This is a genomic window from Gluconobacter cerevisiae, from assembly GCF_015244675.1.
Classification (GTDB): Bacteria; Pseudomonadota; Alphaproteobacteria; order Acetobacterales; family Acetobacteraceae; genus Gluconobacter; species Gluconobacter cerevisiae.
The window spans coordinates 18,156-43,638 of the sequence record NZ_JABCQO010000005.1; the positions used below are offsets into that span (position 1 = coordinate 18,156).

The 25,483-nt window shown below is 58.1% G+C and carries 21 protein-coding genes; 12 read left to right on the forward strand and 9 right to left on the reverse strand.

Translation table 11 applies throughout. The annotated features are described in order from the left end of the window. Positions 1-33: 33 nt before the first annotated feature. The 3 genes from HKD21_RS07470 to HKD21_RS07480 form a co-directional block, all read right to left on the reverse strand. Positions 34-930, reverse strand: coding sequence for an MIP/aquaporin family protein (locus HKD21_RS07470; RefSeq protein WP_194255064.1), 897 nt, complete (start codon positions 928-930; stop codon positions 34-36). Between the two features lie 35 nt (positions 931-965). Continuing rightward, entirely contained in the window at positions 966-2,546 is a 1,581-nt protein-coding gene (glpD, locus tag HKD21_RS07475; protein ID WP_194255066.1) for a glycerol-3-phosphate dehydrogenase, read from the reverse strand. 118 nt (positions 2,547-2,664) lie between these two features. Further along, positions 2,665-3,450 carry a DeoR/GlpR family DNA-binding transcription regulator gene (locus HKD21_RS07480; protein ID WP_194255068.1) on the reverse strand — a complete coding sequence of 262 codons (786 nt, stop codon included), beginning with the start codon at positions 3,448-3,450 and terminating at the stop codon, positions 2,665-2,667. A gap of 257 nt (positions 3,451-3,707) precedes the next feature. On the opposite strand from HKD21_RS07480, the gene HKD21_RS07485 reads away from it, so the two are divergent. Next, positions 3,708-4,097 carry an RcnB family protein gene (locus tag HKD21_RS07485; RefSeq protein WP_407646546.1) on the forward strand — a complete coding sequence of 130 codons (390 nt, stop codon included), beginning with the start codon at positions 3,708-3,710 and terminating at the stop codon, positions 4,095-4,097. 9 nt (positions 4,098-4,106) lie between these two features. Here the strand turns inward: HKD21_RS07485 and rbsK are convergent, their stop codons facing one another. After that, a complete protein-coding gene (gene rbsK / locus HKD21_RS07490; RefSeq protein WP_194255072.1) occupies positions 4,107-5,051 on the reverse strand; it encodes a ribokinase in 945 nt (314 codons plus the stop codon). Positions 5,052-5,336: 285 nt separating this feature from the next. Between rbsK and HKD21_RS07495 the strand changes: the two genes are divergently transcribed. Genes HKD21_RS07495 through HKD21_RS07505 form a run of 3 tightly spaced genes read left to right on the forward strand, consistent with a single transcriptional unit; the run spans position 5,337 to position 8,492 of the window. Then, positions 5,337-5,612, forward strand: a complete 276-nt coding sequence (locus HKD21_RS07495) for a YtcA family lipoprotein (RefSeq protein ID WP_077802577.1) — start codon at positions 5,337-5,339, stop codon at positions 5,610-5,612. A gap of 2 nt (positions 5,613-5,614) precedes the next feature. Then, a complete protein-coding gene (gene mdtN / locus HKD21_RS07500; protein WP_194255074.1) occupies positions 5,615-6,664 on the forward strand; it encodes a multidrug transporter subunit MdtN in 1,050 nt (349 codons plus the stop codon). Next, complete coding sequence (locus HKD21_RS07505; RefSeq protein WP_194255076.1) at positions 6,645-8,492, forward strand: FUSC family protein; 1,848 nt, start codon at positions 6,645-6,647, stop codon at positions 8,490-8,492. Before mdtN ends, HKD21_RS07505 begins: the two co-directional genes overlap by 20 nt. A 65-nt stretch (positions 8,493-8,557) precedes the next feature. On the opposite strand, the gene HKD21_RS07510 is transcribed toward HKD21_RS07505, so the two are convergent. Further along, positions 8,558-9,643, reverse strand: coding sequence for a glycosyltransferase family 4 protein (locus HKD21_RS07510; protein ID WP_194255077.1), 1,086 nt, complete (start codon positions 9,641-9,643; stop codon positions 8,558-8,560). A gap of 307 nt (positions 9,644-9,950) precedes the next feature. On the opposite strand from HKD21_RS07510, the gene HKD21_RS07515 reads away from it, so the two are divergent. Next, positions 9,951-12,158 (forward strand): TonB-dependent receptor, encoded by a 2,208-nt coding sequence (locus HKD21_RS07515; protein WP_194255078.1) that lies wholly within the window; start codon positions 9,951-9,953, stop codon positions 12,156-12,158. Positions 12,159-12,165: 7 nt separating this feature from the next. Here HKD21_RS07515 and HKD21_RS07520 read toward each other — a convergent pair whose 3' ends face one another. Both HKD21_RS07520 and HKD21_RS07525 read right to left on the reverse strand, forming a co-directional pair. Further along, entirely contained in the window at positions 12,166-12,807 is a 642-nt protein-coding gene (locus tag HKD21_RS07520) for a TetR family transcriptional regulator (protein WP_194255079.1), read from the reverse strand. Positions 12,808-12,885: 78 nt separating this feature from the next. Beyond that, complete coding sequence (locus HKD21_RS07525; protein ID WP_194255080.1) at positions 12,886-13,248, reverse strand: hypothetical protein; 363 nt, start codon at positions 13,246-13,248, stop codon at positions 12,886-12,888. 192 nt (positions 13,249-13,440) lie between these two features. Here HKD21_RS07525 and metH point away from each other — a divergent pair, with 192 nt between their 5' ends. The 6 genes from metH (at position 13,441) to HKD21_RS07555 (ending at position 22,477) form a co-directional block, all read left to right on the forward strand. After that, positions 13,441-16,947: a methionine synthase gene (gene metH / locus HKD21_RS07530; protein WP_194255081.1), complete on the forward strand. Its 3,507-nt coding sequence runs from the start codon at positions 13,441-13,443 to the stop codon at positions 16,945-16,947. Between the two features lie 39 nt (positions 16,948-16,986). Beyond that, positions 16,987-17,865, forward strand: a complete 879-nt coding sequence (gene purU / locus HKD21_RS07535; RefSeq protein WP_194255082.1) for a formyltetrahydrofolate deformylase — start codon at positions 16,987-16,989, stop codon at positions 17,863-17,865. A gap of 101 nt (positions 17,866-17,966) precedes the next feature. Next, complete coding sequence (locus tag HKD21_RS07540; protein WP_194255083.1) at positions 17,967-18,413, forward strand: hypothetical protein; 447 nt, start codon at positions 17,967-17,969, stop codon at positions 18,411-18,413. A 148-nt stretch (positions 18,414-18,561) separates the two neighbouring features. Next, a complete protein-coding gene (locus tag HKD21_RS07545) occupies positions 18,562-19,980 on the forward strand; it encodes an FAD-binding oxidoreductase (RefSeq protein ID WP_194255085.1) in 1,419 nt (472 codons plus the stop codon). A 57-nt stretch (positions 19,981-20,037) separates the two neighbouring features. Next, positions 20,038-21,537 carry a malate dehydrogenase (quinone) gene (gene mqo, locus HKD21_RS07550; protein WP_194255087.1) on the forward strand — a complete coding sequence of 500 codons (1,500 nt, stop codon included), beginning with the start codon at positions 20,038-20,040 and terminating at the stop codon, positions 21,535-21,537. A 121-nt stretch (positions 21,538-21,658) separates the two neighbouring features. Further along, the gene (locus HKD21_RS07555; RefSeq protein ID WP_194255089.1) at positions 21,659-22,477 is read left to right on the forward strand and encodes a DeoR/GlpR family DNA-binding transcription regulator; all 819 of its coding nucleotides are present in this window, start codon (positions 21,659-21,661) and stop codon (positions 22,475-22,477) included. Between the two features lie 23 nt (positions 22,478-22,500). Here the strand turns inward: HKD21_RS07555 and mntR are convergent, their stop codons facing one another. Further along, positions 22,501-22,992 carry a manganese-binding transcriptional regulator MntR gene (gene mntR / locus HKD21_RS07560; protein ID WP_194255091.1) on the reverse strand — a complete coding sequence of 164 codons (492 nt, stop codon included), beginning with the start codon at positions 22,990-22,992 and terminating at the stop codon, positions 22,501-22,503. A 168-nt stretch (positions 22,993-23,160) separates the two neighbouring features. On the opposite strand from mntR, the gene HKD21_RS07565 reads away from it, so the two are divergent. Then, positions 23,161-24,495, forward strand: a complete 1,335-nt coding sequence (locus HKD21_RS07565; protein ID WP_228121158.1) for an Nramp family divalent metal transporter — start codon at positions 23,161-23,163, stop codon at positions 24,493-24,495. Between the two features lie 3 nt (positions 24,496-24,498). Here HKD21_RS07565 and HKD21_RS07570 read toward each other — a convergent pair whose 3' ends face one another. Next, on the reverse strand, positions 24,499-25,455 hold the full coding sequence (locus HKD21_RS07570) for a glutaminase (protein WP_194255096.1): 957 nt from the start codon (positions 25,453-25,455) through the stop codon (positions 24,499-24,501). Positions 25,456-25,483: the final 28 nt, after the last annotated feature.

Genomic DNA, 25,483 nt, shown 5'->3' on the forward strand with positions numbered 1-25,483 from the left:
TCTCCAATAAAGGTTCAAAAATTCAGACTGATGTCAGGACACTCGGTTGACGACCGGGAAAGCAGGATCGCCAGGATTGGACACGACCAGAACCGGCTCGGCGGGATTGATCCCCTCGGGCGCCACGATGACGGTCTGCTCCAGGTAGCGTGGCATGAACGGGCGCAGGCCGAACTGGTAAATGGCGGCACCGATCGGACCACCGATCAGAGGAGCAACGATGGGCACCCAGAAGTAATTGCCCGGTGCTGGCAGTGCGCTCTGTCCCCAGCCAGCAAAGAAGCAGAACAGACGTGGACCAAAGTCACGGGCCGGATTGATCGCCCATGCGTCCAGATAACCGCAGGATGCACCGATGATCGCGACGAGCAGACCAATGATCAGCGCGCTGGAATTCGCCTGAGGAGCCTGCGTATTGTACTGGCAGGTAATCGCGAAAATCCCGAAAACCAGCACAGCCGTCAGAACCAGCTCGTCCCAGAACGCATGCGACACCGTGACGAAATCGCCGGGATGGGTGAAGAACACGCCTGCAGCACCGCCATCGACGGCACGCGTCAGATTATGCGCCAGATTGAAATGGTCGATGACCGGCACATAAAGCGAGTAAATCACTGCCGCACCGGCAAAACCGCCCAGAACTTGAGCGCTAATGTAGGGAAGCACTTTCTTCCACGAAAAGCCGCGGAACATGGCCAGAGACAGCGTAACAGCCGGGTTTGCATGCGTTCCGCTAATCGCGCCGGTGGCGTAAATCGCCACCGTCACGCCCAGACCCCAGACGATACACACGCCCCAGTAGGCCGTTTTGTACGGACTGGGATCATAGAGCGAGTACATGGCCGCAACACCGTCTCCGAAAAGAATGATGATTGCGACTGCGAAGAACTCAGCAAGGAGTTCACCAAGGTAACGTCTGTTTTCTGACATGACTGATATCCGCCATGAAAATGAAGCAAATGAGGTCAGGCGACGTTCTGGCGCGCGACCGGATCGGTATTGGAAACAGAGGCGACGACCGCTGGCAGGCGGCCCTCGACATAGGTCTGAAGGACCGCGCGATCAGCGTCGTTGACGAACAGGCCAAGCCGTGAACGACGCCACAGGATGTCCTCGGCAGTACGGGCCCATTCGTTGTCGATCAGGTAATCCACTTCCCGCGCGCTGAGCGTATCGCCGAACATCTGGCCCATGCCCTCGGCATCGGCAGTAGCGATTTCGAAAGCCCGGAGCCCGTAATTGCGCATCAGGCGCCATGAACTGCGCTCGGACAGATGCGGTGCGTATCCCCGGAAGCGACGAAGCTGTGCGTCGAAATCCTTTGGCGCGAACTCTCCGCCGGGAAGCGGGGTGCCATCCGTCCAGCCCGGCTTGTGCAGGACGGGAAGATGCGGCGCGAGCTTCTCGACGGCATGTTCGGCCAGTTTGCGGAACGTCGTGATCTTGCCACCGAAAACGGACAGGATCGGCGCGGCTGTCGCGTCCACATCCAGCACATAATCACGCGTCACGGCCGAGGCATTGCCCGAATTGTCGTCATAGAGCGGGCGCACGCCAGCATAGGTCCAGACGACGTCATCGGGGCTAACGGTTTTCGTGAAATAGCGGTTTACGCTCTCGCACAGATAACTGATTTCATCAGGCGAAATATTGACCGTCCCCGGGTCCTTCTCCCACGGAACATCCGTGGTGCCGATCAGGGTGAAATCCTTCTCGTAGGGAATGGCGAAAACGATCCGCTTGTCCGGGTTCTGGAAGATGTAGGCCTGCGAACCCTCAAAGACGCGCGGAACCACGATGTGGCTGCCTTTGACCAGACGTACCTTATTGCGGCTTGGCACGTTCAGGCGGTCCTGAAGAAGTTCGGCCACCCACGGGCCCGCGGCATTCACAAGCGCCTTTGCCTGAACCGTGCGCTGCTCACCCGTCTGGGTGTTTTCGAGCGTGGCGGTCCAGACTTGCGGGCCGCGAACAGCCTTGACGAGACGTGTGCGGGTCTGGACGTTCGCACCCACGCGCACGGCATCCATGGCGTTGAGAACCACGAGCCGACTGTCCTGCACCCAGCCATCCGAATATTCAAAACCGCGCACATAGTCCGAACGCAGCGGCTTGCCCGCCGGGGCAGACCGCAGGTTCAGAGCCTTCGTTTTGGGAAGCGTCATGTTCGGGCACAGATGGTCGTACAGGAACAGTCCCGTACGCAGGAGCCAGGCCGGACGCAGCATTTTCGAGTGCGGCAGAACGAAGCGCATCGGCCAAATGATGTGCGGTGCGATCTTCAGCAGACGCTCACGCTCCATCAGGGCCTCGCGGACCAGCCGAAACTCGTAATATTCGAGATAGCGCAGGCCACCATGAATAAGCTTAGTGCTGGCGGACGATGTATGGCTTGCAAGATCATCCTGCTCGACGAGAAGCACATTCGCCCCCCTGCCCGCGGCATCTCTCGCAATTCCGCAGCCATTGATCCCGCCGCCCACAACCAGAAGGTCGTAGGGCGCGGCCGGATTGGCCGCAGATGAAACCTCATGAATCGATGACATCATAATCTCCTGTCATCACGCTCCAAAACGAGCGGTCGATGTTCGTTTTGGAGCATGTTGAGCGATAAAGAAAGGGGTTTATGTGATTCGTAACGCAATAGTGTTAGAAGACGCTGCGTTATTCGTTATTTTCAGCCACATGCAGCGTGACACCCGCAGTATCCAAAAGCCGCTGAAAGGAGTCGGAGACCGGACGGTCCGTGATCAGGTCATCGATATCCCGCAGATCCCCTACCCTACCCAGCGGGTGACGCGTGAACTTCGTATGATCGGCCAACAGCAGAACACGGCGCGAGTTCCGGATAATTGTCCGTGCGCACTGGATTTCCTCCAGATCGAAATCCAGCAACGTGCCATCTTCCTCAATCCCGCTGATCCCGATCACGCCGAATTCCGTGCGAAACGAAGACAGGGTTTCGATGGCCGTGGCACCGAGAATGGCGCCGTCCTGCGGACGCAACTGTCCGCCCGCAATGATGGTATGAAAATCCGGTCGCCCAGAGACAAGAGACGCCACATGCAGGTTATTCGTCACAATCCGCAGATCCCGATGGCTTGTCAGAGAGCGTGCAAAGGCTTCCGTCGTTGTGCCGATATTGATGAATAGAGACGAACGATCGGGAATCAGGGCCGCCGCATAACGTCCGATCGCATCCTTGGCAGAGGAATTGAGGATCTGGCGTGCGTCATAATCCAGATTTTCAACCGTAGAGACTGGCGTTGCACCCCCGTGATGGCGGCACAGCAGACCAAGCTCCGCAAGATGGGTCACATCACGGCGAATGGTCTGAACCGCAACGCTGAAATGCTGCGCCATCTCTTCATTGGCCATATAGCCCTGACTGCGAACCAGACGCACGATCTGGTCCTGTCTTGGGCTGGTGGAGGGTGGATCGTGAGGCATAATGGAATATCCAGGCGCGGAATGTAAGAAAACGAACATAAGCGCACATTTACGCACACGGAAAGCCCGTTACACTCTGCAAGACCCTTTATTACGGAAACGGCAAAGAAAATCCGAAACATTACAAGCCGTTACAGATCGTGCCCCAAAAGCCATATTCCGGCCATGTCAGAAGACTTACCTAAGACCGTACGTGCTCGGAATGAAACAATCGGGCCTGAAGGTGAGTTATGAAGACAAGAGTATTCGCAGGACTGATGGCCGGTTGCCTCCTTGCCGCAGCCCCGCTCGCTTCCGCCGATCCGCGAAATTCCGGCCCTCAGGGTGGACCCGGATGGCATGGCGGTCCGGGAAGGAATGGCGATTATCGCGAAGGCGGGCGGCGCGGTAGTCCGGACCGGGTGTGGCGTCGTGGAGACCGTTATGATGGTCCCCGTGGTAATCGCTGGGCTGTCAATAACTGGCGCAGCTATCGTGGTCTATATGCCCCGCCGCCCGGCTATTACTGGACACGTTATGGAAATCAGTTCCTGCTGACAGCTCTGGCAACGGGTCTGATTGCGGGGGTTGTCAGCGCCAATGTGATGGCACCACCTCCAGGACCGCCCCCGCCACCTCCTCCCGGATATGGACCAGGGCCACGCTGAAAGAGTGACTTACTGCTGAATAAGCGCCGCGACCTCACTCCATTCCGGCGCGGCGTCTGCGGCGCCCCGGCGGGTCGTGGCCAAAGCCCCACAAGCGGAAGCAACCCGGGCCGCTTCCGGCAGGCTCTCTCCGCGGGCCAGTGCAACCGCCAGCCCTGCATTAAAGCAGTCTCCGGCAGCCACGGTATCGATCGGAGTTACCTGAAATGGTGGAATATGGCCTGATGATGTTCCATCGTGCCAGAACACGCCTTTCGCTCCCATCTTCACCAGAACGGCGCGAACACCTTTCGCCAACAGAGCTTCTGCGGCCTTCTTGGCCTCTTCAATGGTTGTAGGCCGTATGCCGGTGAGGCTGAACGTTTCGCTTTCATTCGGCGTAATGATATCGACCTCGGTCCACAAAGCATCGAGAAGCCCGTGTTCGGGCGCAGGGGCCGGATCGAGCACGACGAAACCGCCCGCGCGCTTCGTCCGGTGTGCAGCAGCCAAAACGACTGTCTGCGGAATTTCCAGCTGAAGCAGCAGAACCGCTGCCCTGTCCAACCAGGGCGATGCCGCTCTGACATCCGTTTCGTCCACCGCCATATTTGCCCCACCAGCGACGGTGATGCAGTTCTCCGCCGATGCATCGATCCCGATCAGGGCAATGCCAGTCGGATGATCAGGATCATCATGCAGCGGAGACAGATCCACACCGAAACCCTCAAGGCTGGCCCGCGCCTGTGCCCCAAAAGCATCACGCCCCACACGCCCGGCGAGAGCAACATCCACGTCGAGCGCTTGCGCCAACCTCGCAGCAGCGGCGGCCTGATTACTGCCCTTCCCGCCCAGTCCGATCGCATAACTGTCGGCGTGAACGGTTTCTCCCGGTCGGGGAAGCCGCTGGCTGCGGGCCGTCAGATCAATATTGATACTGCCGAAAGAAAGGATCAGAGGCGTCCGCAAGGTCATGTCCATTAGGCCGGGAGCTGGAGAATAAGGAAGATTTTTCAAGCTTGCTTATCGGATGCCTCAACACCCTTCAAGCAGATCAGCCGGAAGATCCGCCGCAATGAAGCATCAGAGCATCATTGCCCGGCCCAAATCCGGATTCGTTTCTTCTCTGTGCAACTTTTTGCAGAAGCAGAAGTTTTCTTGGCTCGACTTCCATACCGGGTCGACAGGACTGTGCCTTTCACAAATGAATGTGATAGGCTTCACGCCTCCTGATGGCCGCGCGAAAGTGTCCTGTCCCCAATGCGACCTGCCCGCCTCCGATCCTGCATTTCCGGCCCCGCTTTTCTCCTGACGGGCGGATGCACTCTTCGCGGCGCTCCGGCCTTTCCGATCATGGGAGCCTATTTCCCAGGCTGGATGGCCTGTGCCCTGATCGGCGTTGCAACGGCTGTCGGCCTGCGTGTCCTCTTTCTGCTGACAGGGCTTGATGCGCTGCTCAGCTTTCGTCTCTTCACCTATGTCGCCCTCGGCGTCATCGCCGCACTCACGGTGTGGACGCTGGTATTCGGACCCTGATCGTGCAGCGCATCCCTGTCTCCAGCAAAAAACCAGTCGGCATCATCATCGCGGTCCTGTGTGTGGGAGCGGCCACCGCTTTTGGCATCCACGTCTCTCATGAGGACAGTGCGCATCCCTCCTCCGATAGCGGCATCATCGATGCAGAAGTGGTGCATATCGCTTCGGTTGTGGGAGGACGCCTCAAAGCACTGAACGTATCGGTCAACCAGCGTGTGCACAAAGGCGATGCGCTGTACCAGATCGACCCCGAACCTTATGAACTGACGCTTCGACAGGCGAAAGCCAATCTGGATCTGGCCAATGCGGAAGTGGAGAACCAGACGCGTCTGCTCAGCGTCAAGACATCCAATGCCGCCACGGCCGGCGATCAGGTCTCCCGCGCCCAGACCAACCGGGATCTGGCAGCACGGACAGTAGAGCGGCTTCAGCCTCTGGCGGGAAAATCCTATATCCCCTGGCAGCAATACGATCAGGCCCGCGTCGCCCTGCATGACGCTGAAATCTCGCTGGCTCAGTCCCGCATCCAGTCCACAGCGGCCACAACTGCGATTGGCGATCTGAAAAGTTCGATCGCCGCACGCGATGCGAGTCAGGCAGCGTACGACCGCATCCGGTATGAACTGCGGCAGACCACGGTCATTGCTCCTGCGGACGGGTATGTCACGAGCCTGCGCGTCAAGGTCGGTGAGGTTCTGGCGCCCTCACAGTCTTTGTTTACGCTGATCGCGGACAATGAGTGGTATGCGATGGCGAATATCCGGGAAGGCGATCTTGAGGCCGTAGGGGTTGGGGATTGCGTGACAGTTCACTCCATGATTGATCGGAACACACCGATCCGAGGTCATGTCCAGAGTATCGGCTGGGGTGTTCTTTCGATGGATTCCTCCGGGATCGCCCGTTCGCTTCCCCTCGTGCCACGACAGATGGACTGGGTGCATGTGGCGCAGCGTTTCCCGGTCCGTATCCGGCTGGAGAAGGCAAACCCGCTTCTGCTGCGGCTCGGCGCCACCGCGACAGTCGAGGTCCGGCATGGCGCTGCCTGTCCCTGAAACCTCCCCTTCTCCGGACGCCCCGACAAGGGAGGTGATCCAGTCCACCTCGCCCCTGCGCACACTCGGGCTGGCGCGGATCTGGCGTCTGATATGGGACCCGGCTCCGGGGCGTATGGGCTATGCGCTGCGCATGGCGGCTGGCTGCACGACCACCGTTCTGGTCGGAGAAATCTGGCAGGTTCCCGATCTGGGAGTTCCAGCACTCGTGACGATGGCGCTGTGGCAAAAGGACCGCGTCACCAATGCTCTCGTCGGAGTTCTGGTGAACATCGTGGTGGTGTTCCTGCTCCTGCTTATCTATGGCCTGATCAAGATCACGCTGGATCATGCGATGGAACTGGTGATCGTGATCGCCCTCCTGTCGTTCGGGTTTTTCTTTCTGGGATCAGCCAGTAAACTTAAACCCGTCGCCTATATGTTCGGCCTGATTACGGTGTTCGGACTGGTCGTGATTGACCAGGTCCCGGTCGGGGAAGTCATCACGCGGGCTATTCTCTATACGGATCTGTTCCTGGCTATGCCGGGCGCCGTCATGATCATACTCGGTCTGCTGATCTGCCCGTCTCCCCGCAGGGTGCTGACCGATGATATTGCGGCCCGTCTCCGCATGGCATGTCGTCTGTTGCGCGGCGCAGATGATCGCACCCACGAGCAGGCAACGGACATGCTGCGTAGCGGTACGACAGACATGATGAAGTCTGCGAAGATGGCCAGCCTGGAAAAAATCTGGGCAGCCAAGGATCTAGCCTGTCTCAGACAGTCCGCCAGGAGCAGCGTGGCTGTCCTCGCCCTTGCCGATGAAGCCAGTCGAAACGGAATATCAACCGAAGACGCAGTCTGCCTGATAGAAACTCTTGAAAAAATGGCTGCCATTTTCGCGGATGGTGACTATCCTGCCGCTATCGAAAGGCCGGCCGTCAGTTCAGCCTCCCCCGCAGGTGCCGCCCTAGCCGATATGCTGCCGGATTTCGCGACGCCATCCGCGGAAGATGAAAAAACTGCTCCAAAAGAGAAAAAATCCGGCTTCTTTGCAGACGACGCCTTCAGCAACCCCGAGCATGTGCGTTTTGCAGTCAAAGGCACGGCAGGGGTGATGCTGAGCTATCTGGCGTTCATGGTACTGGACTGGCCCGGCATCCACACCTGCATCATCACCTGTTTCATCGTTGCACTACCGACGATGGGGGAAATGGTTTCCAAGCTGACTCTGCGTATCTCAGGAGCACTTGTGGGTGGCGCGATTGGCATTGGCTCCATCATTTTCGTCATGCCTCAACTGGATGGAATCACCGGTTTTCTGATTCTGATTTTCGTGGTGTCCCTGCTCGCAGCATGGGTCAAAACCGGCGATGAGCGCATTGCCTATGCGGGATTTCAGATCGGTCTCGCCTTTTACTTATCGGATCTGAAAGGCTTCGGGCCCACCAGCGATATGGAAACTGCACGAGACCGAATCATAGGGATCATGCTGGGCAATTTCATCACCTATGCCATGTTCACGAGCTTCTGGCCGGCGACCGCCCGGGACAGAATTGGAGAAGTTCTGCGCAAGCTGGCGCAAGCCCTTCAAAGACAGTCTCAGGCCTTCACGCCTCAAGCGCGCGCAGAGGCCATTGCCAACACCCAGTCCGCCCTTTCGGAAAGCGAACGCACGCTGGAATATATCATGGCGGAACCGATCAACACGCTCGTTGACCTCCCCCGCCTGAGAGAAACGAAACATGCGCTTGATGACGCAGGATGCCTTTCGGAAGACCTGCTTGTCACACCCGAGAGAACAGACCTGTCGGACCACACCGCGCGCCTGGAACGACTTGCAGGGTAAAGAGCAGTAGTGCTGCCATGAGGTGGTTTCCACTCACGTGAGAATATCCCCATGGAAACCAAAGATTAAGCGTCTAGAAGTTCTTTTGAAAGCTCCACATGCTTCCGGGCATATTGCACGGAATTAATGGTATTTTTTACGCGCTCCTGAGCAGTTTCAGTCCTTTGCAAAGCGCCAGACGGGTCGGCACGCACAGCAGAAATCGCCTCCGCAAGCGCTTTCGGATTCTTCGTCGGCACATAAAGCACGGAATCTGAGTCGAAATAATCCGTCAGCCCACCACAGTCTGAAGAAATGACCGGGACCCCAAGAATAATGGCTTCCTCTACCACTGTGATTCCAGAAGCATGTCGATTGGATTGGAGAGGAACAACAACGATATCAGCCTCAGAGTAAAGACCAATCAACTCGACATTATCTTTCGCACGCACAAGTGTGACGTTTGAAATATTCTTCGATGCCTCAAATGCAGCGCGGGCACTGCTCGCAATACTGAATTCAACATCCGGTAATGCCTTTGCAGCAGCACAGAAGGTTTTCCAGTCTCTATGCTCGTCGTTGCCAAGCGAAAGAACCTTGAGCTTTTTGCCTTGGCAGGTTTTGCGAGCAGGCTTCATATCATCTGCTCGGATACCGAAACGCACCTGCTCGATCCACAGATTTGGAAACAGGCGCTGTCCGTCTTCCAGATTGCAGACTGAATGGACCGTCAACAGATCGAGATGTTGCATAAGAAACCGAAAGAACCACCGTCTCCAGAAAGGCTGTTTGCGCCACCGATCCATCAACCAGACGACCTGCCCAAGAATTTTCGGTCTGTGTACAGGTTTCAGAATTCGAAAAAGCAGAAGAACAGACAAAGTCTGCGATTCTGTATGTGTCCAGACCACATCAGCCGCGAGCATTTGTTTGCGATTGCGCCATGCGTGGACGAAATCGAAACCGAATATGGCTCGCACACTATAACGTAATAATTTCTGAAATAGATTTTCGTGCTGGTCTTCTGAATAGACGATTTTTACGTCGTCTGAAGCAACTCGGGAATAGCCATAAGCCTGCTCCTCGTTCAGCCCCAGAATACGGCCTGCTTTCCAACTCTCTCGCCAGGTTTTTCCTCCAAAACCGTACGCAAGCTGCACAAAAACTTTCATAAACAATATCCAACTGTAATACTTAAAAAGTACTTAATTTTTAAGGTAACATCAACGAGAAATCATAGGAAATATAAATTCCATCCGGTTTTACCGAACGCTGGATGGCCTCATTTTCTGACTAGAATGAAAACCAGATTCGTTTTTTTGTGTTCAGGCTGGCTGTTCGTGTCTGTGTCTTTAGAGAAACAGTCGTGGCGAAACGTACCGCATATCAGCGCTAAAATTGGCGAATCATTTTGACACTCAGTGCCATAATGTGGACAGGAGACTTCAGCCTACCCATACCGACTGATCAGGATCGCTCATGAAATCCGCACGCCTGCTGCTTTGTCTTTTTTCCGGATCTGTCCTGAGCAGTATGCCCGCTTTCGCAGCGGAGACACAACCACCCTCCAAAACCAAAACAGCCGTCCCCGCACCAGTATCTCTTGCCGGATTGCGAGCGCCCAAAGCCGAAACCATCACAGTTCGCAGCCGCAACGGCTCTGGCACCGCTGCGGATTATCTGAACAAAGACGTAGCTTTGGGGCCGCTCGGCACGCGTTCCGTGCTGGATACGCCGATGTCCATCATGGTTGTTCCGCATGATGTGCTGGTGAACCAGCAGAGCCGCAACATCAACGATCTCGTGGCGTATGTGCCGTCCGCACAGCTTGAAATGCGCGGCGATCCGAACACCAGCCGCCCGCAGTCCCGCGGCTTCGAGGGCGATGTGATTGCCAACACCCGCATGGACGGGTTGAACATGGTCATCACCACCCCCTACGCCGCCGAGCAGTTTGACAGCCTTCAGGTTCTGAACGGTCTGGCAGGTGCGCTTTACGGACCCCAGAACCCGGCGGGTACGTTCGACTTCACGCTCAAGCGCCCGACAGACCGCATGACCGAACGTTTCGTTGTAGGAACGGATTCCATCGGCTCTCCGCTGGAAAGCGCGGATGTTTCAGGACGCGTCGGCAAGAACAAATGGTTCGGTTACCGCCTGAACCTGCTGAACCAGAACGGCGAAGGCTATGTCGAAGGTTCGCATCTGCGGCGCGATCTCGTCAGCGGCGATTTCGACATTCACCTCTCGGACAAGACCGTCATCCAGCTTGATGCCAGCCAGTACACCTATGCCGAGCGCGGCTATCCGGGCGGTTTCGCCTACAGCACCGCGATCCAGCTGCCTCAGGCACCGGATCTAAGCCAGAAAGGTTATGGCCAGCCGCAGGCGGGCTACAATATGGAAACCGATACGGCCATGGCCAAAATCATCCATAATTTCAATGACAACTGGAGTCTCAAGCTCGGCGGACTGTGGCAGAATGCGGCGCGCAACGTCTTCAGCACGTCCAACCAGCTCCTCAATTCCTCAGGCCTCTACCGCCAGACGATTTCAGCAGCCCTCACGGCCAATGATTTCGTCGCGGGCAGCAACATGGCCTATTTGAACGGTAAATTCCGCACTGGACCGCTACGACACCAGATCGAACTCGGGACGAACGGTTATATGATGGGGAACTACAACCCCACTTCTTCCACTGGCACCATTACGCTGGGTGAAGCAACGATCGGCCACCCCAAGAGCTTCTCAAGCGTGCAGCCTTATTATTCCGGTCGCTACAAATCCGCTGATACGATGAACCAGTCGCTGCTGGCGGGCGATACCATTTCGCTGGGCAAACACTGGTCGATCATGGGCTCCCTCGCCTGGAGCTGGCTGAGCACGAACAACTACGCCAAGACCGGCACCAAAACATCCAGCTACACCCGTTCGGCCGCCTTCAGCCCGATGACGAGCCTGATGTACAAGCCAACGGACAGCCAGACGTTGTATTTCACATGGGGGCGCTCGCTTCAGGCGGGAACGACCGCACCCGTGGGGTCGGTCAACGTGAATGACGTCACGGCGCCGCTGCGCTCGGAAGAATATGAAGTCGGCTATAAAATCCTGATTGCCAAGCGCATACAGGTCAATATTGCCGGTTTCCGCATGTCCCGTCCGTTCGCCTTCACAGATCCGGTCACGAAAGTCTATGCCAATTACGGCACACAGCGGAATTATGGCGCCGAATTTCAGGCATCGGGCAACATCACCGATAACCTGACATTTCTTGGTGGCATGACATGGCTGGACGCGCAGATGCTGGGCACAGGTTCGTCGCTGACAGCCAACAAGCAGGTTGTGGGCGTCCCGCCACTGATGGCGAATGCGCTGCTGGATTATCGCCTGCCGTTCCTTAAAGGCGCAGCCGTCAACGCGAATGTTCATTACATGGGCCGTCGCGCTGCCAATGTTTACAATACGACCTTCGCGCCGTCTTACGTCACGCTGGATCTGGGCGCACGGTATGCGACACATGCCTATGGCCAGCCGCTGGTGTTTCGCTTTGGTGTGAATAACGTGACGAACCAGAGCTACTGGGCGTCCGTCTATCCGTCCAGCATCAACGGCGTCAGCAATGCTACGAACTCCGCCGTGGCCGGTCTGCCGCGGACATACCATTTCAGCATCGAACTGGACCTCTGAGCGAGGTTCAGCCTGAACTCATCGGAAAATCGTTCTGCCACAGCAGGGGCTGAAGCGTGAAGGTCCGGCGCAGGATGGTTTCCAGATCTGAGCGACCTTCGGTTTTGACCCATTCATCCAAAGCTGTGCGGAACGTCGCAATCGCCGTCCGGGCCAGCAAACGGGCCACGAGGGACGGCATTTCCGTCGCGGGCAACCGGGCAATCAGGGCTGAGGCGAGGGTCTCCTCCCATTCGGAATACCGGCGTAGTGCCATGTCACGCAGTGTGGGCGTCTGCTCCACCAGCCTGACGACGGCATAGGCATCCATCCGGTCGGACGAATAACAGGCGACGACCGGCACCAGTCCTGCCAGTACGGCATCTTGTAAAGGAACATCGAGCGGCACGGCGCGAATGGCGTCGGTCAGGATCGTGGTGACACCGTGGGTCCAGGCGAGAATAATGTCCGCCTTACCAGGAAAGTAACGAAACAGCGTCCGGCGTGAAATCTTCGCGGCTTCTGCGATTTCGTCGACGGATGTTTCTTCATAACCATAAGTCGAAAACAGGCGCATGGCCTCGCGCACCAGCGCGGCATGGGTACGGTCCTTCTTGCGCTGCCGCAGCGGTCCGTCCTGTTCGCCATCCTGTTGTACGTCTGTTGTCATGCCGTCCAGTTATCTCGAAGTCCATAACGAGCATACACCCGATGTGCTGAACCGTTCCAGCGGGCGAAAACCAGCACTTCAGGATATAAGCTGATAACGCGCCCGGATCAGCACGTCATTTTCCAGTTGCTGTCGGAGCGACGACATCTCCTGCGGCGCGGTCAGAACCGCCACTTCCTGAAAAAACGGACGCCTGCCCGTCACCCGCTCCTGAAAAACCTGCGCCAGAATCATGACCACCGGAGCGCGGCTACAACACAGGCATCCCGTGGCATGACGGTTCCTGAACGGCGACGGTGCTGGAATGTCGGCGACATCGCCCCATGTCTCCTCAGGGGATGCAGTGCCGATCAGCAACGCGTGACGTCTGCGCTCTTGCGACCATGAACATGGTCCGGACAGGATGCTCAAGGGAATCAAAGACGTGCGGGACGAGGTCATTCCGTCCTCTGTAGCAGGCGCGGCACATCCAAGCAGCATTTTCGTATTCCGATTTTCATATCCCCGACTCTTTGCCGCCGCGCAGGCGTTTTGCTACACCGTCCCTGCCTCTCGCTGCGTATGGAGGCGCTGCCTTGATCGCGGGTTCCCGAACCCGCCTCCCGTCCTTTCCAGCTACAGAGCCTGCTGCCCATGTCTTCACGCCCCCATCTGCTTGACGCCCTCACCGATCAGGTCCTGCTCTGTGATGGCGGTATGGGGTCCCGGGTGCAGATGCTGGATCTCGAAGTCGAGCGCGATTACTGGGGACAGGAAAACTGTACGGAAATCCTGAACCTTTCGCGTCCGGAACTCGTCCGTGAAATCCATCGCGGCTATTTCGAGGCCGGGGCGGATATGGTGGAAACGAACACGTTCGGCGGCTCCATTGTCACGCTGGCGGAGTTCGGGCTGCAGGACCGCACACGGGAAATCAACCGTACGGCTGCGACGCTGGCCCGTGAGGCGGCCGAAACGTTCTCCGACGGACGGCACCGCTACGTCATGGGATCCATCGGGCCGGGTACGAAACTGCCGACGCTGGGCAACATTGCCTATGATGATCTGGAAGCCGGTCTGGTCGAACAGTGCCGCGGTCTGATCGATGGCGGCGTGGACGGGTTTCTGATCGAGACATGTCAGGACACGCTTCAGATCAAGGCGGCCGTGAATGCTGCCAAGATTGCTCGGATCGAACTGGGTTCGGATGCGCCGATTTTCGTGCAGGTCACGGTCGAGACCACGGGCACGCTGCTGGTCGGCCCCGATATCGCCGCGGCTGCCACGACCGTTCAAGCGCTGGACGTCCCCTCGCTCGGCCTGAACTGCGCGACCGGCCCGCAGGAAATGGGCGAGCATGTCCGCTGGCTGTCGGAAAACTGGCCCGGTCTCATTTCCATGCAGCCCAATGCCGGTCTGCCCGAGCTTGTGGACGGCAAGACTGTCTATCCGCTCAGCCCCGAGGAAATGGCCGCCTGGATGGAGCGCTTCGTTCAGGAAGACGGGCTGAACCTGATCGGCGGCTGCTGCGGCACATCCACGCCGCATATTCAGGCGCTGGACGGGATGCTGCGTCGCCTTGGCGGCACGAAACTGCGCCCCACCCCGGTCAAGCGCAGTACGGTCTGGATGCCGTCGGTCTCCAGCCTCTATACGCAAACGCCACTGCGTCAGGAGAACAGCTATTTCTCCATCGGCGAGCGCTGCAACGCCAACGGCTCCAAGAAATGGCGAGAACTTCAGGAAGCCAATGACTGGGACGGCTGCGTCGCCATCGGGCGCGAACAGGCCGCCGAGGGTTCCAACGCGCTTGATATCTGCACGGCGTTCGTCGGACGCGATGAAGTCCGGGAAATGAACGAGGTCGTCACGCGTTTCACATCTTCCGTGAATGCGCCGCTGGTGATTGATTCCACCGAAACCCCCGTCATTGAAGCCGCACTCAAGCGGCATGGCGGCAAGCCGATCATCAACTCGATCAATTTCGAGGACGGTGAAGAGCAGGCACATGCCCGCATGAAGCTGGCGCGAAAATTCGGCGCAGCGATGATTGCGCTCACGATCGACGAAGTCGGCATGGCGAAGGAGCCGCAGGACAAGCTGCGCATCGCCGAACGTCTGGTCGATTTCGCCTGCACCCAGTACGGCTTGCCGCAATCCGACCTGATGATCGACCCGCTGACCTTCACCATCGCGACGGGCGTTGAAGACGACCGCAAGCTGGGGCAGTGGACGCTTGAGGGCATCAAGCTGATCCGCGACAAATTCCCCGACATCCAGATCATTCTCGGCCTGTCGAACATCTCCTTCGGCCTGAACCCGGCCGCGCGTGCGGTGTTGAATTCGGTATTTCTCGACCATGCCGTCAAGGCGGGCATGACGGGCGCGATCGTGCATGTGTCCAAAATCCGTCCCCTGCATCTGATCGCAGCTGAAGAGGTCAAGGTCGCGGAAGACCTGATCTTCGACCGCCGTACCGAGGACTACGATCCGCTTCAGAAACTTCTGGAACTGTTCGCCGGACGCAAAGCCGCCGATGCCGTGAAAAAGCGCCGTGCGGACACGCCGGCAGGGCGCCTGAAGAACCGGATTGTCGATGGTGACCGCAAGGGCATCGAGCAGGATCTGGAAGACGCGATGGCGGAAATGCCCGCGCTGGACATCATCAACAATGTCCTGCTGGACGGCATGAAGGTCGTGGGCGAGCTGTTTGGCTCGGGCAAGATGCAGCTTCCGTTCGTATTGCAGTCTGCCGAGACGATGAAGACTGCCGTCGCCTGGCTTGAGCCGCATATGGAGCGTACGGAAGGCCAGCATCGCGGCACGATGGTGCTCGCGACTGTCAAGGGTGACGTGCACGATATCGGCAAGAACCTCGTGGACATCATCCTGACCAATAACGGCTATCAGGTCATCAATCTGGGCATCAAGGTGCCCCTCGCGGACATGATCGCAGCCGTGAAGGAACACAAGGCCGATGCGCTGGGCATGTCCGGGCTTCTGGTGAAGTCCACGGTCATCATGCGCGAAAATCTTGCCGAAATGCATCGTCAGGGATTTGACGTTCCGGTCATTCTCGGCGGTGCGGCCCTGACACGCAATTACGTCGAGGAAGAATGCGCCCGCTCCTATGGCGCAGGCGAGCCGGGACGTGTGGCCTATGCGCGCGATGCGTTCGACGGTCTGGGCCTGATGGACAAGATCGCCAACAACGAAATCGACAGTTATCTGGGCGCCATCCAGACGCGCCGCGCCAGCCAAGCGAGCCGAAAGACGGAACGCGCACCGGAAATCGCAGAGACGCGGGGTTTTGGTGAGGTGGACCGTGAAGCCGCAAAGGCGCGGCGTGAGCGCATTTCAGGTTCCGAGCCTGTCATTACACCGCCCTTCTGGGGTGCACGCGTTCTGGAAGCGGCGCCGAATGCGGTTCTGCCGTTTCTCAATGAGCGGTCGCTGTACCAGTTTCAGTGGGGCTTCCGGAAACAGGGCCGCTCGCTCGACGAGTTCATGGAATACGCCAAGATCGAACTGCGCCCTGTGCTCAAGCGGATGCTGGCGCTAAGTGCGGAGCAGGACATCATCAAGCCGCAGGCGATCTATGGGTACTGGAAAGCTGCGGGTGACGGGAACGATCTCGTGCTGTTCGAAGAGGACGGCAGGACGGAAGCCGCACGGTTTGCCATGCCGCGCCAGCCCAAGGATGACGGCGAGTGCATCGCTGACTTCGTGCGGGACATCAGCGATGACGTCCGCGATGTGATCGGGCTTCAGGTCGTAACGGTCGGGCAGAAAGCGTCCGATCTGGCGCGGGTGTGGTTCGAGGACAACCGCTACCAGGACTATCTGTACCTGCACGGCCTGTCGGTCGAGATGGCGGAAGCGATGGCGGAATACACCCACAAGCGCATCCGCGCCGAACTGGGCTTCGCGGGCGACGACAACCGCGACATGGAAAAGCTGCTGTCGCAGTCCTATCGCGGCTCTCGCTACTCTTTCGGCTATCCCGCCTGCCCGCGGCTTGAGGATCAGGAACCGATCCTGAAAATGCTGGATGCCGAACGCATCGGCGTGTCGCTTTCGGACGGCTATCAGTTGCACCCTGAACAGTCGACATCAGCGCTCGTGATGCTGAATCCGCGTGCAAAATATTTCACCGTCTGAAGACGGCAGATTTTAATTAAAGACGGGAAAAGACCTTCCATGACGGCCTCTTCAGTTGCGCAGACGACCTATGTTTTGACGCTTTCCTGCCCCAACCGCCCCGGTATTGTGGCGGCCATCAGCGGGAAACTTGCGGAACTGGACGCCAACATCACGGAAGCTCAGCAGTTCGATGACCGGGACAGCACGGTCTTTTTCATGCGGATCGTTTTCGAAGTCGCACAAGGCCGGACCAGCATGCAACAACTCCGGGAGGCACTGGCCGTTCTGGGAAACATCTTCAGCATGGACTGGGCCCTGCATGACCGGAGCGTAAAGCCGAAGGTCCTGCTGATGGTCTCACGCTTCGATCACTGTCTGGTCGATCTGCTGTATCGCTGGCGCATCGGAGAACTGCCGATCGAGCCGGTCGGCATCGTGTCGAACCATCCGCGCGACGTTTTTGCGGATCTGGATTTCTACGGCATTCCGTTCCATCACGTCCCCGTCACGAAAGAAACAAAGCCCGCACAGGAAGCGCGTGTGCTGGATCTGCTGGCATCGAGCGGTGCCGAACTGGTCATTCTCGCGCGTTACATGCAGGTTCTGTCAAACGAAATGGCCGCCAGCCTGTCCGGTCGCTGCATCAACATCCACCATTCCTTCCTGCCCGGCTTCAAGGGGGCGCGGCCCTACCATCAGGCTTTTGCCCGCGGCGTGAAACTGATCGGCGCGACGGCCCATTACGTCACGCGAGATCTGGATGAAGGCCCGATCATCGAACAGGATGTGGAGCGTATTTCCCATGCTCACACGCCCGATGACCTGATCCGCAAAGGACGCGATATCGAACGCCGTGTTCTGGCACGTGCCGTCCGATATCACATCGAACGCCGGACCATTATCAACGGTAGCCGCACAGTCGTCTTTACAACCTGAACGCGGCTTTTCTTCAACACGACACATAAATTTCGCACGACACCTGGAATATTCTCTCATAGATTTGGCTCGGCATTTCCACATCCGGCAGCAATATTCAGATGACCTTCCGCAAAACCTTACTTTCGATAGCCCTATTCACCTCGCTTGTCGCACAGGCAGCCTGCTCGGGAGATGTGGTCCTCGAGAAGAGACTGACACCCGCGGACACCCTGCTGGAGACCACGAACCGGACTGTCGTCCCCGGCACGTTCGTCATGACTGTGAAGAGCGTGAACGTGTTCAACAAGATGGTCTTTCTCAATTCCGAGGACACTTATCTGGACCGGGCCAATGTCGCCGTACAGATCACATCGGCCGTCGCCTATAATGCCGATATCCGGTTTGGTGGCGATTTCCGCAAAATGGTGTTGAACAAGAAAATTCTGGTGATCGGATCAGCCATGAAAGTCGGGGCAGATCTGGAACAGGGGATCATCGTCAACACCAAGGGTGACGAACGGACATATATTTTCGTCAGCCGGGCGAGCAATATTTTCTTCGAATAGGCCCCGCAGGAACCCTGCCTGATCTTGCCATGAAAACCCATTTTTCGACAGATTGTTTCATTCCATATCCCCATATTGATCCGAAGATATTTCCCAAGTCTGCAATCCGGCCTATGAAGAGCGCCCTTTCTTCATGCCGGACCCAGTCATGACCGCTTCTTCCATTTCTGCTCAGGACCGCTTGCAGGCCGTTCTCAAGGCCCTTCAGCCCGTCATGGGAGAGCAGATCAGCACGGCCGCCTCCGTTCGCGAAGAACACAGCCACGGCGAGGCCATGAACGCCTCCCGTCTGCCCGAAGCCGTCGTGTTCGCGCATAGCACAGAAGATGTGGCAACCGTTCTTCGACACTGTCACGAATGGCGGGTTCCGGTCGTAGCGTTTGGAGCCGGCACTTCGGTCGAAGGGCATGTCGTCCCGCCTGAACAGGCCATCAGCCTCGACCTGTCACGCATGACCGACATCGTGGAACTGAACGCCGAGGATCTGGACTGCCGGGTTCAGGCAGGGATCACGCGCCAGACGCTGAATGTGGAAATCCGTGACACCGGCCTGTTCTTTCCGGTCGATCCGGGTGGCGAAGCGACGATCGGCGGCATGTGCGCCACCCGCGCCTCCGGCACGGCCGCCGTGCGTTACGGCACGATGAAAGAAAACGTACTCGGCCTGACGGTGGTGCTCGCGACTGGCGAAATCATCCGTACGGGAGGACGCGTCCGCAAGTCTTCCACCGGTTATGATCTGACGTCCCTGTTCGTCGGCTCGGAAGGGACGCTGGGGATCATCACGGAAGTCCAGCTCTGTCTGCATGGCCGCCCCGAGACCGTATCCGCGGCCATTTGCCAGTTCGAGAGCCTGCATGACGCAATCCGAACGAGTATGGAAATCATTCAGTGCGGCATTCCCATTACCCGCGTGGAACTGATGGACAGCGTGCAGATGGCAGCCTCCATCGCATATTCCGGCCTCACGGAATACGCACCGCTGACCACGCTGTTTTTCGAATTCACCGGCTCACCCGCAGCCGTGCGCGAACAGGTCGAGACGACGGAAGCCATTGCGTCGGGTAATAACGGGCTGGGTTTTGCGTGGGCAGAGAGTGCGGAAGACCGTACCCGTCTGTGGAAAGCGCGGCATGACGCCTACTGGGCGGCAAAAGCGATTGTTCCGGGCGCGCGGGTCATTTCCACGGACTGTATCGTGCCTATTTCGCGTCTGGGCGAGCTGATCGAAGGCGTGCATCGCGACATCGAAGCGTCCGGCCTGCGCGCACCGCTTCTGGGCCATGTGGGGGACGGCAATTTTCATACGCTCATCATTACGGACGACACACCCGAAGGGCATGATCGCGCCCTCGATCTGGACCGGAAGATCGTTGCCCGTGCCCTGTCGTTGAACGGTTCATGCAGCGGCGAGCATGGCGTTGGCATGGGCAAGCTGGAATTTCTGGAAACCGAGCATGGTGCTGGAAGTCTGAGCGTGATGCGGGCACTGAAAAACACAATGGACCCACATCATATCCTCAATCCCGGCAAACTCATCCCCGCAGGCCCAGTTTACACGGGCTGAACTTTCGGGAATCTTTCGCCCTCTTTTCTTTGCAGCTCTTGCCGGATTTTCAGCCTCATGCCGTCAGTTTCCAGCCTCTGCCCCGATGTCGTCCTGATCGGTGCGGGGATCATGAGTTCCACACTCGCGGCCCTGCTGCGTGAGCTCGATCCGTCGCTGTCGATGATGATGTTCGAGACGCTGCCGGATTGCGGACAGGAAAGTTCCTATGCCTGGAACAATGCCGGGACCGGACATGCCGGGAACTGTGAACTGAATTATACGCCACAGCGCGCGGATGGAAGCATCGACATTTCCAAGGCGCTGGCAATCAACACGGAGTTCGATCTCTCAAGGCAGCTCTGGGCGCACTGGGTTCGCGAAGGCCGCATTGCCGATCCGGCAGCTTTCGTGCAGCCCTGCCCCCATATCAGTCTGGTCTGGGGAGCTGGGAACGTCGCTTTTCTCAAGGCCCGTTACGAGGCGATGGTCGCCCATCACTGCTTTGCGGATATGGAATACACGTCCGATCCGGCCGTCATCGCGCAATGGGCCCCCCTTGCGATGGCGGGGCGCGATACGTCCCAACCCGTTGCAGCCACGCGCATCAAAGAAGGCACGGACGTCAATTTCGGTGCCCTCACTCACGCTCTGACGGACTCTCTCAAGTCAGACCGTAACATCGCCATCCACTATAATCATCGTGTCACCGGCCTGACGCGCACAACGGACGGTCGCTGGCGCGTGACGGCTACCGATACCGAAAGCGGCCATACGATCACGGTTCTGACGCGCTTCGTCTTCATCGGCGCAGGAGGCAACGCACTGCCACTGCTTCAGGCATCCGGCATTCCCGAAGCAGCACATTATGCCGGCTTCCCTGTCAGCGGACTGTGGCTGCGCTGCATGGACCCGGCCATTACAAACCAACACCACGCTAAGGTTTATGGCAAAGCCCCTGTCGGCTCTCCCCCCATGTCAGTCCCGCATCTCGATACGCGTGTCATTGACGGCAAATCCTGCCTGCTGTTCGGACCTTATGCGGGTTTCTCCACGAAATTCCTCAAAAGCGGTTCTTGGACGGATTATTTCCGCTCCCTGACGCCCAAAAATATCATTCCCGCCCTGACCGCCGGGAAAGACAATCTCGGATTGCTGGACTATCTCGTGCGTCAGGTAATCCAGACAAACGAGGACCGCTTCAAAGCCCTTCAGGACTTTTACCCAACAGCCAGACCCGAGGACTGGACGAAAGTCGTGGCCGGGCAGCGCGTGCAGATCATCCGGCCGGATAAGGGGCTGCACGGGACACTGCGTTTTGGCACCGAGCTTGTAAAAAGCGCCGACCGCTCCCTCATGGCCGTCCTCGGTGCATCGCCTGGAGCGTCGATTGCTGCGTCCGTAGCTCTTCAGGTCGTCCAGAAAGTCTTCCCCGAACGACTGACAGAGGCTGACTGGCTGCCCCGCCTACGTCAGGTGTTTCCGGCCTACGGAATTGACCTGATAAAAGACGCCCAAGCCTGCGCGGCACTCCGGAAAGAGACTGCACATGTTCTGAAGATCACGGCAAAAGCGTAATAGTCACCTTTTTGGCACCGGATTTCGCTCAACGGACGTTACACGTCCATGCGACTCTGATATACTCTGTGTGATTTTACACTTGTCTGTTTGCTTTCACGCTCAGGAATCGATTTGACACATGACTGATGGTTCGGGCTCCGTGATCACCACCGCCTCGCCGCAGAGTTCGAAACGGCGGGATAATTCGGCCCGGCAGAAACAGATCCTCGACGTTCTCCTCGAAGCCGGTAGCGCCACCATCGAAGGTCTGGCAGAGCGTTTCGGGGTCAGTCGCATGACGATCCACCGCGACTCTCATGCCCTCGTGCAGCAGGGTCTGATCGACAAGCTGCATGGCAGCATTGTTCTGCGCAACAAGGTTACGACCCAGAAAACGGTCAATTTCCGCCGGTCGCGCGCGACGGATCTCAAAGACGCGATCATCCAGCGCGCTGTCTCGCTGATCCAGCCAGAGCAAGTTCTGGTTCTTGATGACTCCACGACGGTCGCGGCCATGCTACCGCTTCTGCCCGCTCTCGCGCCCCTCACGATCATCACCAACGCAGTCGGTGTAATTCAGGCTCTGTCGCCCTACCCGAACCTGAAACTGATCTGCCTTGGCGGCGACTATAATCCGCCGCGCAACGCGTTTTTCGGGCTGGTCTGCGAACAGGCTGCGCAGTCGCTGCGCGCTAACATGATGTTCCTCTCGACCTCCATCATCCATAACGCCACCGCGTTTCAGAACGATCAGGATGTGGTCAAGGTCAAGCGGATCATGATGGATATGGCGGACCAGTGCGTGCTGCTGGTGGACAGCACGAAGTTCCGCAAAGGTGGCCTACACCGTCTGGCGTCCCTGTCGGAATTCGATCACGTCCTGACAGATTCCCATCTCAAGCCATCCATCGCAAAGGCTCTGGCACAGGAAGACGTCAATCTCGAAATCTGCACCTGAGCGCAGATTTCAGACACGGAATATCAGGCGTCCAGTAAGCCCTGCATGAACTGTTTCAGGTTGCCCCGGATCGCCTTTTCAAACAGCATCAGGGTTTCGCTTCCCACATAATGCTCTACGCCTTCGGAATCGACGCGGGCATTTTCCTCGCTCACGCCGAGCGCCAGCAGAAACGCTTCCACAATCCGATGCCGGTGCCGCGCCTTGTCTGCCATTTCCTGTCCGGCGGGCGTCAGGAAAACCCCCCTGTAGGGCTTCTGCGTGACGTAACCCTCCGTCGCGAGACGGGCAAGCATTTTCGCCACCGTCGGCTGTGACACACCCAGACGCCCGGCGATATCGACCTGCCGGGCCTCCTGCCCTTCCGACAACAGATCCGAAATCAGCTCGACATAGTCTTCCACCAGCACATTGCGCCGCGCCTCGCGATTGGCCCGGAAGCCTTCGGAATGGGTTTCGACATCAGGCAGCGTTTCCTTGGGCGCGGTGTCCTTCAGGCGCTTTTTCCGTTCCATTCCCGTCCTGTACCTTTACCAGAAAACATTATTCACGGCGGAATAAAACATTCCCGACCGCCGTGCCAGTCCGGGCGATCACGATTTCCATATATTCCATATTTTTCATGATGCTCATCAATATAGCATATTGAATATAAATTGCAGATGGGATTGAATACATCCCCAATGCCAGACGCAAACACACCCCGTACGCCATCCCCGGCCATGCGCCCGAGCCTTCCCGATGTGTTCTCCAGCATCCGCGTTCCGGGTGCGGAAGCCTCGTGGTTCAGCCGCTTTATGGCGTTCGTCGGGCCGGGATTCATGGTCTCCGTCGGCTACATGGACCCCGGAAACTGGGCCACCGACCTTCAGGGCGGCGCGCGGTATGGCTATACGCTGCTGTGCGTCATCATGCTGTCGAACCTCATGGCAATCCTGCTTCAGGCACTCTCCGCCCGCCTCGGGATTGCGACGGGACAGGATCTCGCTCAGGCCTGCCGGAACCATTTTTCCCCGCGCGTGAACATCGTTCTGTGGCTGGCCTGTGAACTGGCCATCATTGCCTGCGATCTGGCGGAAGTCATCGGCACGGCTGTGGCTCTTCAGCTTCTGTTCGGCCTGCCTCTTCTCGCCGGTGCTCTGCTGTCCATTCTGGACGCGCTGATCGTGCTGATGCTGATGAACCGGGGCTTCCGGTATTTGGAGGCGTTCGTCATCGCGCTATTAGGGATCATCGCCCTGTGCTTCGGGATTCAGCTCGTCGCGGCAGCGCCCCCCATCCACAGCGTTCTGGCTGGCCTTCTCCCCGACCCGAAAATCGTGACGACGCCGGGGATGCTCTACATCGCCATCGGCATCATTGGTGCCACGGTCATGCCGCATAACCTGTATCTGCATTCCTCAATCGTCCAGACCCGCGCCTATGAACGCACCCCCGCCGGGCGGCGAGACGCCATCCGCTGGACGACATGGGATAGTACAATCGCCCTGACGCTGGCGCTGTTCATCAATGCGGCCATCCTGATCGTGGCCGCAGCGGCGTTCCATAATTCCGGGCATCAGGATGTGGCGGAAATTCAGGATGCCTACAGGCTGCTCTCCCCGATCCTGGGACTGGGCATCGCCTCCACATTGTTTGCACTAGCACTTCTGGCGGCGGGCACGAACTCCACGATCACCGGCACGTTGGCCGGGCAGATCATCATGGAGGGCTTTCTACACCTCCGCATCCCGCACTGGGCACGACGGCTTCTGACACGCGGGCTGGCGATCATTCCCGTAGCGATCGTCACGCTGATCTATGGCAATCGGGGCGTAAGTGATCTGCTGATGGCCAGTCAGGTCATCCTGTCGCTACAACTGCCCTTTGCCGTCATTCCGCTGGTCATGTTCGTCTCGGACCGCCTCAAGATGGGCGAATTTGTGATTTCCATGCCTATCCGCGTCCTGTCATGGGGCGTGGCAGGGCTGATCCTGCTACTGAATTTCAAACTGCTTTACGACACTCTGGCGGGCTGAGCGTCAGGTCGGGTTGGCGACCCACGGACTGGCCCGAAACACCGACCAACCCGTATACTGCACAAGTCGCTCCAGTGCGCGCGTTCCCAAAAGAGAATTGCCCTGCGCGTTCAACCCCGGTGACCACACCGCAATGGACGCCACACCGGGCGCAATGGCGAGTATTCCGCCTCCGACGCCGGATTTTCCGGGCAGACCTACACGAATGGCAAACGCTCCTGAGCCGTCATAATGGCCGCACATCATCATCAGCGCGAGGATCGTCTGGGCATTACGCTCTGACATGACGCGTTCGCCGGTCAGCGGGTTCAGTCCACCCGTCATGAGATAGGTTCCAACCTGCGCAAGCTGCTGGCAGCTCATAGTGAGTGCGCATTGATGGAAGTAGAAATCCAGCGTGTCTTCAACCACGTTGCGGATATTGCCGAAGGTCCGCATGTAGTTCGCAAGCGCCATGTTGCGAAAGCCGGTCTCGCGTTCCTGCCGCGCAACATCCGTATCGATGTCGATCGAGGCCGGATCGTCCACCAGCGGGCGCAAAAAATCCAGCAGGCGCGTCCGGGCATTTTCACGGCCGTAGCGGGACACCAGAATGTCGGCAATCACGATGGCGCCCGCATTGATGAACGGATTGCGGGGAATACCGTGCTCGTTCTCAAGCTGGATGATGGAATTGAACGCGCTGCCCGACGGTTCCTGACGCACACGCCCCCAAAGCTCCTCCCCCATCGCATTAAATGCCATGCTGAGGCTGAACACCTTGGAGACGCTCTGCACCGAAAACGGAACTGCCGCATCGCCGACCGTGTGCGTCTCTCCGTCCATCCCTACGACCGCCATTCCGAAACGGTTCAGGTCCACCCGTGCGAGCGGAGGAATGTAATTGGCAACGCCCCCCCTTTCGGAAGCCGTCCGCATTTCCTCTGCGATCGAGACGATAATGGACGCAAGTGTGGTCATGGAGCCTCGGTGTGTGGAACGCGATGTG

Bases quoted from the DNA above. Each gene is read 5' to 3' on its own strand.
- HKD21_RS07470 (WP_194255064.1), bottom strand. From the start codon at position 930: ATGTCAGAAAACAGACGTTACCTTGGTGAACTCCTTGCTGAGTTCTTC.
- glpD (WP_194255066.1), bottom strand. From the start codon at position 2,546: ATGTCATCGATTCATGAGGTTTCATCTGCGGCCAATCCGGCCGCGCCC.
- HKD21_RS07480 (WP_194255068.1), bottom strand. From the start codon at position 3,450: ATGCCTCACGATCCACCCTCCACCAGCCCAAGACAGGACCAGATCGTG.
- HKD21_RS07485 (WP_407646546.1), top strand. From the start codon at position 3,708: ATGGCCGGTTGCCTCCTTGCCGCAGCCCCGCTCGCTTCCGCCGATCCG.
- rbsK (WP_194255072.1), bottom strand. From the start codon at position 5,051: ATGACCTTGCGGACGCCTCTGATCCTTTCTTTCGGCAGTATCAATATT.
- HKD21_RS07495 (WP_077802577.1), top strand. From the start codon at position 5,337: ATGCGACCTGCCCGCCTCCGATCCTGCATTTCCGGCCCCGCTTTTCTC.
- HKD21_RS07505 (WP_194255076.1), top strand. From the start codon at position 6,645: ATGGCGCTGCCTGTCCCTGAAACCTCCCCTTCTCCGGACGCCCCGACA.
- HKD21_RS07510 (WP_194255077.1), bottom strand. From the start codon at position 9,643: ATGAAAGTTTTTGTGCAGCTTGCGTACGGTTTTGGAGGAAAAACCTGG.
- HKD21_RS07515 (WP_194255078.1), top strand. From the start codon at position 9,951: ATGAAATCCGCACGCCTGCTGCTTTGTCTTTTTTCCGGATCTGTCCTG.
- HKD21_RS07520 (WP_194255079.1), bottom strand. From the start codon at position 12,807: ATGACAACAGACGTACAACAGGATGGCGAACAGGACGGACCGCTGCGG.
- HKD21_RS07525 (WP_194255080.1), bottom strand. From the start codon at position 13,248: ATGACCTCGTCCCGCACGTCTTTGATTCCCTTGAGCATCCTGTCCGGA.
- metH (WP_194255081.1), top strand. From the start codon at position 13,441: ATGTCTTCACGCCCCCATCTGCTTGACGCCCTCACCGATCAGGTCCTG.
- purU (WP_194255082.1), top strand. From the start codon at position 16,987: ATGACGGCCTCTTCAGTTGCGCAGACGACCTATGTTTTGACGCTTTCC.
- HKD21_RS07540 (WP_194255083.1), top strand. From the start codon at position 17,967: ATGACCTTCCGCAAAACCTTACTTTCGATAGCCCTATTCACCTCGCTT.
- HKD21_RS07545 (WP_194255085.1), top strand. From the start codon at position 18,562: ATGACCGCTTCTTCCATTTCTGCTCAGGACCGCTTGCAGGCCGTTCTC.
- mqo (WP_194255087.1), top strand. From the start codon at position 20,038: ATGCCGTCAGTTTCCAGCCTCTGCCCCGATGTCGTCCTGATCGGTGCG.
- HKD21_RS07555 (WP_194255089.1), top strand. From the start codon at position 21,659: ATGACTGATGGTTCGGGCTCCGTGATCACCACCGCCTCGCCGCAGAGT.
- mntR (WP_194255091.1), bottom strand. From the start codon at position 22,992: ATGGAACGGAAAAAGCGCCTGAAGGACACCGCGCCCAAGGAAACGCTG.
- HKD21_RS07565 (WP_228121158.1), top strand. From the start codon at position 23,161: ATGCCAGACGCAAACACACCCCGTACGCCATCCCCGGCCATGCGCCCG.
- HKD21_RS07570 (WP_194255096.1), bottom strand. From the start codon at position 25,455: ATGACCACACTTGCGTCCATTATCGTCTCGATCGCAGAGGAAATGCGG.